11 protein-coding genes are annotated in these 12,898 nt (G+C 72.2%); 6 read left to right on the top strand and 5 right to left on the bottom strand.

Features of this window, described 5'->3' with window-relative positions; genetic code table 11:
- The first annotated feature begins 31 nt into the window (after positions 1-31).
- From tal to pgl, 4 genes are read left to right on the top strand one after another with little or no spacing between them, the layout of a single operon-like run.
- Entirely contained in the window at positions 32-1,150 is a 1,119-nt protein-coding gene (gene tal, locus OG802_RS08430; protein WP_329408670.1) for a transaldolase, read from the top strand.
- Between the two features lie 4 nt (positions 1,151-1,154).
- Positions 1,155-2,702, top strand: a complete 1,548-nt coding sequence (gene zwf / locus OG802_RS08435; RefSeq protein ID WP_329408672.1) for a glucose-6-phosphate dehydrogenase — start codon at positions 1,155-1,157, stop codon at positions 2,700-2,702.
- Positions 2,699-3,829, top strand: coding sequence for a glucose-6-phosphate dehydrogenase assembly protein OpcA (gene opcA / locus OG802_RS08440; protein WP_329408673.1), 1,131 nt, complete (start codon positions 2,699-2,701; stop codon positions 3,827-3,829). Before zwf ends, opcA begins: the two co-directional genes overlap by 4 nt.
- A complete protein-coding gene (gene pgl, locus OG802_RS08445; RefSeq protein ID WP_329408675.1) occupies positions 3,826-4,608 on the top strand; it encodes a 6-phosphogluconolactonase in 783 nt (260 codons plus the stop codon). The genes opcA and pgl overlap by 4 nt, the downstream gene beginning before the upstream one ends.
- A gap of 88 nt (positions 4,609-4,696) precedes the next feature.
- Here the strand turns inward: pgl and OG802_RS08450 are convergent, their stop codons facing one another.
- The 5 genes from OG802_RS08450 to OG802_RS08470 all read right to left on the bottom strand — a co-directional run bounded on the left by OG802_RS08450 (position 4,697) and on the right by OG802_RS08470 (position 11,478).
- Positions 4,697-5,536, bottom strand: coding sequence for a carbohydrate ABC transporter permease (locus OG802_RS08450; protein WP_329408677.1), 840 nt, complete (start codon positions 5,534-5,536; stop codon positions 4,697-4,699).
- The gene (locus OG802_RS08455; RefSeq protein WP_329408679.1) at positions 5,533-6,891 is read right to left on the bottom strand and encodes an ABC transporter permease subunit; all 1,359 of its coding nucleotides are present in this window, start codon (positions 6,889-6,891) and stop codon (positions 5,533-5,535) included. The genes OG802_RS08450 and OG802_RS08455 overlap by 4 nt, the downstream gene beginning before the upstream one ends.
- A 5-nt stretch (positions 6,892-6,896) precedes the next feature.
- Complete coding sequence (locus OG802_RS08460; RefSeq protein WP_329408681.1) at positions 6,897-8,225, bottom strand: ABC transporter substrate-binding protein; 1,329 nt, start codon at positions 8,223-8,225, stop codon at positions 6,897-6,899.
- Positions 8,226-8,320: 95 nt separating this feature from the next.
- Positions 8,321-9,943: a glycoside hydrolase family 13 protein gene (locus OG802_RS08465; protein WP_329408683.1), complete on the bottom strand. Its 1,623-nt coding sequence runs from the start codon at positions 9,941-9,943 to the stop codon at positions 8,321-8,323.
- 263 nt (positions 9,944-10,206) lie between these two features.
- Positions 10,207-11,478 (bottom strand): ABC transporter substrate-binding protein, encoded by a 1,272-nt coding sequence (locus OG802_RS08470; protein WP_329408686.1) that lies wholly within the window; start codon positions 11,476-11,478, stop codon positions 10,207-10,209.
- A 122-nt stretch (positions 11,479-11,600) separates the two neighbouring features.
- On the opposite strand from OG802_RS08470, the gene OG802_RS08475 reads away from it, so the two are divergent.
- Both OG802_RS08475 and OG802_RS08480 read left to right on the top strand, forming a co-directional pair.
- Positions 11,601-12,116: a PadR family transcriptional regulator gene (locus OG802_RS08475; RefSeq protein WP_329408688.1), complete on the top strand. Its 516-nt coding sequence runs from the start codon at positions 11,601-11,603 to the stop codon at positions 12,114-12,116.
- A complete protein-coding gene (locus OG802_RS08480; RefSeq protein ID WP_329408690.1) occupies positions 12,113-12,862 on the top strand; it encodes an ABC transporter ATP-binding protein in 750 nt (249 codons plus the stop codon). Before OG802_RS08475 ends, OG802_RS08480 begins: the two co-directional genes overlap by 4 nt.
- The last annotated feature ends 36 nt before the right edge of the window (positions 12,863-12,898 follow it).

Genomic DNA, 12,898 nt, shown 5'->3' on the forward strand with positions numbered 1-12,898 from the left:
GCTCACACACGACCGTAGGAGATGTAATTCCATGACAGACGCACTCAAGCGCCTCTCCGAAGAAGGCGTCGCGATCTGGCTGGACGACCTGTCGCGCAAGCGGATCACGTCCGGCAACCTCGCCGAGCTGATCGACCAGCAGCACGTCGTGGGCGTCACCACCAACCCGTCGATCTTCCAGAAGGCGATCTCGCAGGGCGACGGCTACGACCAGCAGCTGTCGGACCTCGCCGCGCGCAAGGTGACGGTCGAAGAGGCCATCCGCATGATCACGACGGCGGACGTCCGTGACGCCGCCGACATCCTGCGCCCGGTCTTCGACGCGACCGGCGGCCAGGACGGCCGCGTGTCCATCGAGGTCGACCCGCGCCTGGCGCACCACACCAAGCCGACGGTCGCCGAGGCCAAGCAGCTCGCCTGGCTGGTCGACCGCCCCAACACGCTGATCAAGATCCCGGCCACGATGGGCGGCCTGCCGGCCATCGGCGAGGTCATCGGCCTGGGCATCAGCGTCAACGTCACGCTGATCTTCTCGCTGGAGCGCTACCGCCAGGTCATGGACGCCTACCTGTCCGGCCTGGAGCAGGCCAAGGAGCGCGGCCTGGACCTGTCGAAGATCCACTCCGTGGCGTCCTTCTTCGTGTCCCGGGTGGACACCGAGATCGACAAGCGGCTCGACGCCCTCGGCACCGACGAGGCCAAGGCCGCCCGCGGCAAGGCCGGCCTCGCCAACGCCCGCCTGGCCTACCAGGCGTACGAGGAGGTCTTCGCCGGCGAGCGCTGGGCCGCGCTGGAGAAGGCGGGCGCCAACAAGCAGCGTCCGCTGTGGGCCTCCACCGGCGTGAAGGACCCCGCGTACAAGGACACCCTGTACGTGGACGACCTGGTGGCGCCGAACACGGTGAACACCATGCCCGAGGCGACCCTCTTCGCCACCGAGGACCACGGCTCGATCACCGGCAACACCGTCGCCGGCACCTACGAGCAGGCCCGCGCGGAGATCGACGCCGTCGAGAAGCTCGGCATCTCCTACGACGAGGTGGTGCAGCTCCTCGAGGACGAGGGCGTCGAGAAGTTCGAGGCCTCCTGGAACGACCTGCTCAAGTCGACCGAGGCGGAGCTGGAACGCCTCGCCCCCTCGGAGGGCTGAGAACTTGTCGCCCCTTTCCGGCCTCACCGGTCACGGAGCCAACCCGCTCCGTGACCCCGCCGACCGACGGCTCCCGCGCATCGCGGGGCCGTCGGGCCTGGTCATCTTCGGCGTCACGGGCGACCTGTCGCGGAAGAAGCTCATGCCCGCCGTGTACGACCTCGCCAACCGTGGTCTGCTGCCGCCGGGCTTCTCGCTGGTCGGCTTCGCCCGCCGCGAGTGGGAGCACGAGGACTTCGCACAGGAGGTCCACGACGCGGTCAGGGAGCACGCCCGCACGCCCTTCCGCGAGGAGGTCTGGCAGCAGCTCGTCCAGGGCATGCGCTTCGTGCAGGGCACCTTCGACGACGACGACGCCTTCGAGCGGCTGCGCGGCACGATCGAGGAGCTCGACAAGGCACAGGGCACCGGCGGCAACTTCGCCTTCTACCTCTCGGTGCCGCCGCGTTCCTTCCCGGTGGTCATCCAGCAGCTGAAGAAGCACGGGCTGGCCGACCAGAAGAACGGCTCGTGGCGCCGGGCGGTCATCGAGAAGCCGTTCGGGCACGACCTCGCCTCGGCCGAGGAGCTGAACAAGGTCGTCCACGAGGTCTTCGGCTCGGACCAGGTCTTCCGCATCGACCACTACCTGGGCAAGGAGACCGTCCAGAACATCCTGGCGCTGCGCTTCGCCAACACCATGTTCGAGCCGATCTGGAACCGGTCCTTCGTGGACCACGTGCAGATCACCATGGCCGAGGACATCGGCATCGGCGGCCGGGCCGGCTACTACGACGGCATCGGCGCCGCCCGTGACGTCATCCAGAACCACCTGCTCCAGCTCATGGCCCTGACCGCCATGGAGGAGCCGGCCTCCTTCGACGCGGACGCGCTGGCCGCCGAGAAGACCAAGGTGCTCGGCGCCGTCCGGCTGCCGAAGGACCTGGGCCGCGACACCGTGCGCGGCCAGTACGCGGCGGGCTGGCAGGGCGGCGAGAAGGCCGTCGGCTACCTCGAAGAGGACGGCATCGACCCCCAGTCGAAGACCGACACCTACGCGGCCGTCAAGCTCGGCGTGGACAACCGCCGCTGGGCGGGCGTCCCGTTCTACCTGCGCACCGGCAAGCGTCTCGGCCGGCGCGTCACCGAGATCGCGGTGGTCTTCCAGCGGGCCCCGCACTCCCCGTTCGACTCCACGGCCACCGAGGAGCTCGGCGCGAACGCGATCGTCATCCGCGTCCAGCCCGACGAGGGCATCACCGTGCGCTTCGGCTCCAAGGTGCCCGGCACCTCCATGGAGATCCGGGACGTGTCGATGGACTTCGCCTACGGCGAGTCCTTCACGGAGTCCTCGCCCGAGGCGTACGAGCGGTTGATCCTCGACGTGCTGCTCGGCGACTCGAACCTCTTCCCCCGCACGGAGGAGGTCGAGCTGTCCTGGAAGATCCTCGACCCGATCGAGCGGCACTGGGACAAGAACGGCAAGCCCGCGCAGTACCCGTCGGGCACCTGGGGTCCCGTCGAGGCCGACCGGATGCTCGAGCGAGACGGACGGAGCTGGCGCCGGCCATGAAGACAGATCTCACGGACACCACGGCCAGCAAGATCAACAAGGCGCTGGTGCAGGGCCGCCGCGCGATAGGCACCCCCGCCGTCGGCATGGTGCTCACCCTCGTCGTCGTCACGGACGAGGAGAACGCCTACGACGCCCTGAAGGCCGCCGACGACGCGTCGCACGAGCACCCCTCGCGCACGCTGGTGGTCATCAAGCGCGTCTCGCGCTCCCCCCGGGGCCGCACCCAGTCCCGCCTGGACGCCGAGGTGCGGCTGGGCGCGGACGCGGGCAGCGGCGAGACCGTCATCCTGCGTCTGTACGGCGAGGTCTCCGACCACGCCCAGTCGGTCGTCCTGCCGCTGCTGCTGCCGGACGCGCCGGTGGTGGTCTGGTGGTCGGTGGACGCCCCGCCCGACCCGGCGGGCGACCCGCTGGGCGCCCTCGGGCAGCGCCGGGTCACCGACAGCTACGCGGCCGAGAAGCCCATCGAGGAGCTGCGGGTCCGGGCCGAGAACTACGAGCCCGGCGACACGGACCTGGCGTGGGCCCGGATCACCCCCTGGCGCTCGATGCTGGCCGCCGCGCTCGACCAGGTCAGCTGCGAGATCGTGTCCGCCGAGGTGGCGGGCGAGGAGTCCAACCCGAGCGTCGAGCTGCTCGCCATGTGGCTCGCCGACCGGCTCCGTGTGCACGTGCGGCGCGCGGTCTCGGCCGGTCCGGGTCTGACCCAGGTCCGGATGGAGACCACCGGCGGCCCGATCACCCTGCACCGGTCGGACGGGGCGATGGCCACCCTGGCGCTGCCGGGCCAGCCGGACCGCGCGGTGGCGCTCAAGCGCCGCGAGACGTCCGAGCTGCTCGCGGAGGAGCTGCGCAGGCTCGACCCCGACGACACCTACGCGTCCGCGCTGCGGTTCGGCGTGGACCGGCTCGGCGGTCAGTCGGCCGCGGAGCGCGAGGCGGAGCGGGCCGCGGCCGCCGCGCAGCCCACGCCGGCCCTCCCGGTGCGCACGGTGGCGGACCCGGCGGCCGCGGACCGCGACGCGGAACCGGCCCGTCCGGCCGCCGCCCCGGCGAACCAGGGCGACGCCGACCGGCCCTCCCCGGCGCAGATGCCCCCGGTCAGGAAAGCGGATCCGCAGTGAGCACCCCCCAGCTGGTCGTGCACCACGACAAGGAGCTGATGGCGCAGGCCGCGGCGGCCCGGCTGATCACGAAGATCGTGGACGCCCAGGCCTCGCGGGGTCTGGCGTCCGTGGTCCTGACGGGCGGCCGCAACGGCAACGGGCTGCTCGCCGCGCTGGCGTCGGCGCCCGCCCGGGACGCCGTCGACTGGAGCCGTCTGGACCTGTGGTGGGGCGACGAGCGGTTCCTGCCCGAGGGCGACCCGGAGCGCAACGTCACGCAGGCCCGTGAGGCCCTGCTGGACTCCGTCCCGGTGGACCCGGAGCGCGTGCACGCCATGCCCGCGTCGGACGGTCCGCACGGCGGGGACGTGGAGGCGGCCGCGGTCGCCTACGCCGAGGAGCTGGCCCGCGCGGCCGGTCCCGGCAACCACGGCGGCGTGCCCTCTTTCGACGTCCTGATGCTGGGCGTCGGCCCGGACACCCATGTGGCCTCGCTCTTCCCGGAGCTGCCGGCCGTGCGGGAGACCGAGCGCACGGTGGTGGGCGTGCGCGGAGCGCCCAAGCCCCCGCCGACCCGCGTCACCCTCACGCTCCCGGCGATCCGGGCGGCCCGTGAGGTGTGGCTGCTCGCGGCCGGCGAGGACAAGGCGCAGGCCGCGGCGATCGCCCTGTCCGGCGCGGGCGAGATCCAGGCCCCGGCGGCGGGCGCCCGCGGCAGGTCCCGCACGCTGTGGCTGCTGGACTCCGCGGCAGCCTCCCGGCTGCCGCGGTCGCTGTACCCTCCGGCCTCGCCGTGAGCGAGGGGCGGCGGGGGCGCCCCACCCCCGCCGCCCGCCCGCGTCGGCGTGCGCGCCCCGTCCGAGCCCGGTGCCCGGCGGGGCGGTTCTATTTGACGGACCCGGCCATCACGCCCTGCACGAAGTGCCGCTGGAAGGCGAAGAAGACGGCCACGGGGACGATCAGGGACAGGAACGCGCCCGGGGCGAGGACGTCGATGTTGCTGCCGAACTGCCGTACCTGGGACTGCAAAGCGACGGTCAGGGGCTGGGCGGAGCTGTCGGCGAAGAGCAGCGCCACGAGCATGTCGTTCCACACCCACAGGAACTGGAAGATGGCGAGGCTCGCGAGGGCGGGCCGGCCCACCGGCAGCACCAGCCGGGTGAAGATCCGCCATTCGCCGCCGCCGTCCATCCGCGCCGCCTCCAGCATCTCCTTCGGTATCTCGGCGAAGTAGTTGCGCAGCAGGAACACCGCGAACGGCAGGCCGTACGCCACGTGGAACAGCACGACGCCGGGGATCGTCCCGAACAGGCCCAGTCGCCCGAAGAGTTTGGCCACCGGCAGCAGGCCGATCTGCACGGGCACCACCAGCAGCGCCACCACGCCGAGGAAGACGGCGTCCCGGCCCGGGAAGTCCAGCCAGGCGAACGCGTATCCGGCCAGTGCCGCGAGCACCACGACCAGGACGGTCGTCGGCACCGAGATCAGCACGGTGTTCCAGAAGGCGCGCGTCATGCCCGAATCGGCGAGCAGCGCCGAGTAGTTGTCGAAGGACAGCTGTCCGGGGGCGGCGAACACCGTCCACCAGCCGCCCTTCGCGGTGTCCTGGGCGGACCGCGCCGAGGACAGGAACAGTCCGGCCAGCGGTGTGACCCAGACCAGGCCCACCAGCACGAGGACGACCTGCACGACACCGTTGCCGAGGCCGCGCCGTACGGCGTTCATCGCTGACTCCTTCGGAACCGACGGACGTTGAAGACCATGGCGGGGACGACGAGGAGCAGCAGCAGGACGCCGAGGGCACTGCCCAGGCCCTGGTTGTTGCCGCCGCCGAACGACACCAGCCACATCTGGGTCGCGAGGACGGTCGCGTCCTCCTGCACCGGGCCGGGGGCGATGATGTAAACGAGGTCGAACACCTTCAGCACGTTGATCACCAGCGTCACGAAGACCACGGTGAGGACGGGCGCCAGCAGCGGGACGGTGATCCGCCGGAAGATCTGCCACTCGTTGGCCCCGTCCATGCGCGCCGCCTCGAGCGCGTCGCGGGGCAGCGCGGCGAGTCCCGCGCCGATCAGCACCATGGCGAAGCCGGTCCAGATCCACAGGTACGCCCCGATGATCGCCGGTGTGACGAGCGCCGGACCGAGCCAGGAGACGCCGCCGTAGGGCTGGGCGAAGTTCGACGCGGGCAGCCTGAGCGTGTACGAGCCGGCGTCCAGGCCGGTGAAGGAGAAGGAGCCGTCCGCGGCGGTGGTGGTGCTCGCGACCGTCCGGCCGTCGCGCACCGCCTCGACCGCCGCGCCCGGAAGCCCGCTCTCGCGGGGGTCGACCCTGCCCTGCTCTCCTCCCCCGCCGGGGGTGAAGTCCAGGTAGACGACGCCGCGCAGCTCGTCCGGCGCGGCCTTGCGGGCGGCGGCCGGGGAGGCCGGGCGGGCGTCCGCGGGGAGGTCCTTGGGCGGGACGCCGACCAGCGGGAGGGCGAGGGAGTCGCCGGGGGAGGCGCTCGCGCCCGTCCGGTAGGCGCCGTCGGCGTCCCGGGTCAGCGTCCCGCCCTCGCGGGCCCGGCCGTCGGGGTAGGGGGAGGAGCTGCGGAAGGCGTCGTGGACGGAGACGACGGCGGCGTTCAGGACGCCCTTGTCCGGGTCCTCGTCGTAGGCCAGCCGGAAAATGATGCCCGCGGCGAGGAAGGACACGGCCATCGGCATGAACAGCAGCAGCTTGAAGGCCGTCGCCCAGCGGACCTTCTCCACGAGGACGGCGAGGACCAGGCCGAGGCCGGTGAGCAGGGCCGGGGCGACGACGACCCAGACGGCCGTGTTGCGCACGGCGTTGAGGGTGGCCGGGTCGTGGAACATCTCGGTGTAGTTGTCGCCGCCCACGAAGCGGGTGCCGGAGGCGTCGAAGAAGCTGCGGCCGACGGAGAACAGCACGGGGTAGACGACGAGGGCGCCGAGCAGGAGCAGCGCCGGGAACGCGAAGAGCAGGGCGATGATCCGGCCCCGTCGCCGGGGGCGCCGGCGGGGGGCGGCGGCGCCGACGGGGGGCGGGCTCGCCTCTTTCAGCAGGGTCGCGGTCACGGCCGTCAGCCCTTGTAGGCCTTGGCGGCCGCGGTCTCGAGCGCCGCCGCGGTCGCCTTCGGGTCGGACGGGTCGCGCAGGAAGTCCTGGAGCAGCTTCCACTCCCCCGCGCCCTTGGTGCCGCCGAAGGCCGCCGGCGCCTGGTCGGACATGTCGAAGCGGACCGAGTCGCCGGCGTCCACGAGGGACTTGGCGGTCGCGCGCGTGACGTCGTCGCCGTACGAGGCGAGGTCGAGCGACTTGTTCGGGGACAGGAAGCCGCCGGCCTTCGCCCACACGGCCGCCGCCTCGGGGGTCGCCAGGTACTCCACGAGCGCCATGCCGGCCTTGGTGTTCTTGCCGTCCTTGAGGACGACGGCCGCGTCGCCGCCGCTGACCACCGGGGCGTCGCCGCCGTCGACCGCGGGGAAGGGGAAGAAGTTCGCGTCCTTGCCGATGGTCCTGCCGAACTGGTCCTTGGCGACCCCGGCGACGAAGTCGCCCTCGTAGACCATGCCCGCCTCGGGCTTCGGCCCGAAGACCTTCTCCACGGAGCCCGGGAAGTCGGTGTTCAGGGCCCCCTTCTGGCCGCCCGCGATCAGCTGCCGGTCCTTGAACAGCTCGCCGAGGGTGGTGAGCGCCCGGACCACCGACGCGTCGGTCCACTTGAGCGTGTGGGCGGCGAGGGCGTCGTACTTGGCGGGCCCGGCCTGGGAGAGGTAGACGTTCTCGAACCAGTCGGTGAGCGTCCAGCCGTCCTGGCCGGCCACCGAGAAGGCGGCGAGGCCGGAGTCGGAGACGGTGTGTCCGGCCTTCAGCAGGGCGCCGTAGGTGGTGGGGGGCTGGACGCCGGCTTGGGCGAGGGCGTCCGGGCTGTACCAGACGGTCGACTTGTGGGCGGCCTTGAAGTAGAGGCCGTACAGGGAGCCGTCGACGCTGCCGTAGTCGTTCCAGACCTTCGCGTAGTTGCCCTTGACGGCGGTGCGGACGGTCGGGGACAGCGGCTTGAGCCAGCCGTTCCCGGCGAACTGCTGGAGCACGCCGACCTGGGGCACCATGACCACGTCGGGTGCGTTGCCGCCCTCGATCTTGCTGCCGACGACGGTGGAGACGTTGTCGCCGGTGGACACGAACTGCGTCTTGGCGCCGGTCTTCTCGCTGAACGCGTCCAGCACCTTCTGGAAGTTCTTCTGCTCGCTGCCGGACCAGACGCCGGCCACGGTGACGGTCTGGCCGCCGAGCGCCTGGTCGCCGCCGCCGGCCGCGACCGGTTCGCCGCCTCCGCAGGCGGTCGCGCCGAGCGCGAGGACGAGGGCGGTGCAGCCGGTGAGCAGGGTGGTACGTCGTCGCATCATCGTTGATGTCCCTTCGGGGAATGGGGAAATGACGGTCGTTCGGGCCGTGCGGGGAGGTCGGAGGTGAGTGGTCCGGTCGCAGGCGGGTGGTCCGGTCAGAGGTCGGTGAGCCACCAGGCCGCCGTCGAACCGGGGAGCACCCCGGCCGGACAGGGACCGCTGGACAGCAGCGGGGTGCCGGAGACCGGTGCGGGCGTGGGCGCGGTGCCGAAGTTGACGGCGCAGACGAGGCCGTCGCCGCGGGTGAAGCCGAGGACGTCGGGGGCGGTCTCCAGCCAGTGCAGCGAGCCCTCGCCCAACTGCTCCAGTGAGGCGCGCAGTTGGAGGCCTTCGCGGTACAGGTGCCAGAAGGAGCGGGTGTCGGCGAGGGCGCGGTCGGTGGCGTGTTCGGCGAAGTACTCGGGTTGCGGCAGCCAGGGCCTCGCGCCCTCGGCGCCGGAGGTGAAGCCGAACGGCGAGGCCTGTCCGGACCAGGGCAGCGGCACCCGGCAGCCGTCGCGGATGCGGGCCCGGCTGCCGGTGCGGCGGAAGATCGGGTCGGTGAGGACGTCGTCGGGCAGGTCGACGACCTCGGGCAGGCCCAGTTCCTCGCCCTGGTAGATGTACGCGGCGCCGGGCAGCGCCAGCATCAGCAGGGCGGCGGCCCGGGCGCGGGCGGGGCCGAGGCCGCTGCCCCCGGTGGCGGGTTCGCCGTAGCGGGTGACGGTGCGGACCTGGTCGTGGTTGTTGAGGACCCAGGTGACCGTGGAGCCGGTGCCGGCGATGTCCTGCATGGCCTCGGAGATGACCTTGCGGAAGGCGCCGGCGTCCCAGGGGGCGCTGAGCAGGTCGAAGAAGAACGCCTGGTGGAGTTCGTCGGGCCGGACGTAGTGGGCGTGTTCGCGGGCGGTGGGCACGGACACCTCGCCGACCAGCAGGCGTTCGCGTCCGTCCCGCGCGGCGTAGGCGTCGCAGACCGAGCGCCAGTGCCGCCAGACGTCGTGCACCTCGGGCCGGTTCCAGGCGAGCGGGTTGACCGAGTCGCGGGTGCGGGCGTCGGCCTCGGGGTCCGGGGAGTCGGGCAGCTCCGGGTGCTTGAAGAGGCCGGCCGCCACGTCGATGCGGAAGCCGTCGACGCCCCGGTCGAGCCAGAAGCGCAGCGTCCGGTCGAACTCCGCGGCCACCTCGGGGTCGCGCCAGTTCCAGTCCGGCTGCTCGGGCGTGAACATGTGCAGGTACCACTGGCCGGGCCGGCCGTCGGCCTCGGTCACCCGGCTCCAGGCCGGGCCGCCGAACATGGCGTGCCAGTTGTTGGGCGGTTCGTCGCCGTGCGGGCCGCGGCCGTCGGCGAAGTGGAAGCGGGCGCGGGCCGCGCTGCCGGGGGCGGCGGCGAGGGCCTCGCGGAACCAGGGGTGCTCGCTGGAGCAGTGGTTGGGGACGATGTCCAGGAGCACCCGGACGCCGAGCCGGCGGGCGGCGGCCATCAGCAGGTCGAACTCGGCGAGGTCGCCGAAGACCGGGTCGACGTCGCGGTAGTCGGCGACGTCGTAGCCGTGGTCGGCCTGCGGCGAGGGGTAGAAGGGGCTCAGCCAGATCCCGTCGACGCCGAGCTTTTTGAGGTACGGCAGCCCGGCCCTGACCCCGGCGAGATCGCCGATCCCGTCGCCCGTGCTGTCCAGGAAGCTGCGGACGTAGACCTGGTAGATCACGGCGTCGCGCCACCAAGGGAGCCTGTTCAACCCATTGACCCGTCTCTGTGAAAGCCCTGCGGTTATGCATGCATGTTAGGTAGACGTGTCGCGAGGGTGTCAATGAGAAGACGGAAGCTACCGAAGAGTTGGCGCTGTATAGGCGGATTTATCCGGGTGCCATCAGACACAAAGACGCTTGCGCGTTACCTAACATGTAACTAGGGCGCGCAAAGATGCGAGGAAAGGGCCGGTGCGGGGCCGCGGCTCACGGCCTGCGCCGCGGCACGGACGGCGGCCACCGCGGCGGGACCTCAGCGGTCGGAGACGGCCGCCAGTTCGCGCGCCAGCCGCCGCACCGCGTCCTCGGGCGTCTCGTGCCCGGTCATCGCGTCGCGCACGACGGCCTGCACGACCAGGCTCACCTGGTCGTAGTGCGGACTCTCGGGGCGCGGCGCGGCGCGGACCACGCTCGCGCGCAGGGTCGGCAGATACGGGAACGCGCGCACCAGGGCGGGATCGTCGTACAGCGCGGCGCGCACGGGCGGCAGCGCTCCGCGCACCAGGACCTGGCGCTGCACGGGCTCGCTGGTCAGATAGGCGATCAGGCGCGCGGCCGAGTCGAGGTGTCGCGCATGGGTGCCGACGGCCAGGTTGGAGCCTCCGAGGACGCTCCGCCCCGGCCCGGACGGCCCGGGCAGCGGCACGGCGCCGATCCGCCCGGCGACCGGGGAGCCGGGGGCCGACGCGAGGGCGTAGGCGTAGGGCCAGTTGCGCAGGAAGAGCAGGCGTCCGTCGCGGAAGGCCTGCTTGGACTCCTCCTCCTTGTACGTCAGCGCCTCCCGCGGAATCCAGCCCTCGCGCACCCCACGGGCCAGGAAGCCGATGCCCTCGCGGGCGGCCGCCGAGTTCACGGTGACGCGGGCGCCCTCGTCGCCGAGGATCGAGCCGCCCGCCGAGTACACCGCCTCGGCCGCGTTCACGGTGAGCCCCTCGTAGGGCAGGAACTGGCCCGCGTAGCCGTCGAGCCCGTGCCGCGGGGCGATGGTCTTCGCGTCGTGCTCCAGCTCGGCCCAGGTGCGCGGCGGCGGGACGCCCTCCGCGGCGAGGACGTCCTTGCGGTACAGCAGCAGGCCGGCGTTGGTCACGTACGGGACGGCGTACAGACGTCCGTCGTAGGTGGCGGTGTCGACGACCGGCCGCAGGAACGAGGTCAGCGGGAAGCGGTCGCGCGGCAGCGGACGGATCCAGCCCGCCGCGGCGAACTCCGAGGTCCAGCTGACGTCGATGTTGAGGACGTCGAACCGGCCGCGGTCGCCGCCGCGCAGGTCCGTGGCCATCTGCGCGTGGGTCTCGTCCGCGGAGTCCGGCAGCTCCACCAGCGTCACCTTCTCGCCGGGGTGGCCGCGGTTCCAGCCCTCAAGGAGCGGGCCGAGATAGCCGGTGAGGTCGCCGGCGGTGGCCAGGGTGAGCGGGCCGCGGTCGCCCGACGTGCCGTCGTCGGCGTGCGCGCCGGAGGCGACGTAACCGGTCAGGACGACCATCAGGACGAGAAGGCCCCTACCGGCGGCGCGCATCCACCGCATAGGTTCCTCCCTGTACACCGGCGCCGGGCGCCCTCGCCCTCCGTCAGGGGCCATGTATACCTGTTAGGTATGGGCGATACTAGGGCCTGGAGCACATTACGCAGACGAGGAGGACAGCACGAGTGCGCCTGCCCCTCCTGGCTCTCCTCGCGCGCGGCCCGGCCCACGGTTACGAGCTCAAGCAGGACCTTGAGCAACTGCTGGGGTCCGCGTACCCTCAGCCGAACGTCGGCCAGATCTATGTGACCCTCGGCCGCCTCGAGAAGACGGGACTGATCGAGGGCGAAGAGGTCGAGCAGTCGAGCCGGCCCAACAAGAAGATCTACCACCTCACCGACGCCGGCCGCGACGAGCTGCGCGACTGGTACGAGGAGACGGCGGACGAACCGCGCGTGCGGGACGAGTTCTTCATGAAACTGGCCCTCGCCCCGCAGACCGGTCTCGCCGACCAGATCGCCCTCATCAACCGACAACGGCGCCAGTACCTCACGACCATGCGCAACCTGTCGAAGCTGGCGGCCGCCGAGAACCGCGACAACCGCGTCGCGCACCTCCTCATCGAGGGCGCGATGCTGCACCTCCAGGCCGACCTCGACTGGCTGGAACGGTGCCAGGAAGAGCTGGAGGAGCCGCAGTGAGCGACAGTCCCGCTCCCGTGCTGCGCGCCGAGCGACTGGTCAAGACCCACCACGGCGAGGGCGCCCCGGCGCACGCCGTGCGCGGTGTCGACCTGCGGGTGCGACGGGGCGAGTTCGTGGCGGTCACCGGTCCGTCCGGCGCCGGGAAGTCGACGCTGCTGCACCTGCTGGGCGGTCTCCAGCGGCCGGACAGCGGCAGCCTCTGGCTGGACGGCGAGTGCACCGACGGCTACAGCGAGGCCCGCTGGGCGGTGGAACGCCGTAAACGCCTCGGGATCGTCTTCCAGTTCTTCAACCTGGTGTCCGGCCTGTCGGTCGCCGACAACGTGGAGCTGCCCGCGCTGCTCGCCGGGGTCTCCCCCCGGCGGGCCCGCGCCGAGCGGGAGGAACTGCTGGCCGAGCTGGGGCTGACGGGCAAGGAGCGGAGCATGCCCGGCGAGCTGTCCGGCGGCGAGCAGCAGCGGGTCGCGCTGGCCCGCGCCCTCGTCAACCGTCCGCCGCTGCTGCTGGCGGACGAACCCGCGGGCAGCCTGGACAGCAGGGGCACCCGCGAGGTCATGCGGCTGCTGACCCGCTTCCACGGGCGCGGCCAGACGATCGTCCTGGTCACCCATGACGCCCGGCTGGCCAGCGCCGCCGACCGCGTGATCAGCTTCTTCGACGGGCGGATCGCCGACGACGCGGAACTGGACGGCGTGCCCCCGCGCGCGGCGGGCACGTCCGGCGTGCTGGAGCTCAGGGACTGACATGCCCGTTCCCGTGGACGACCGCGGCGCCGCACG

It is taken from the genome of Streptomyces sp. NBC_00704 (assembly GCF_036226605.1).
Taxonomy (GTDB): domain Bacteria; phylum Actinomycetota; class Actinomycetes; order Streptomycetales; family Streptomycetaceae; genus Streptomyces.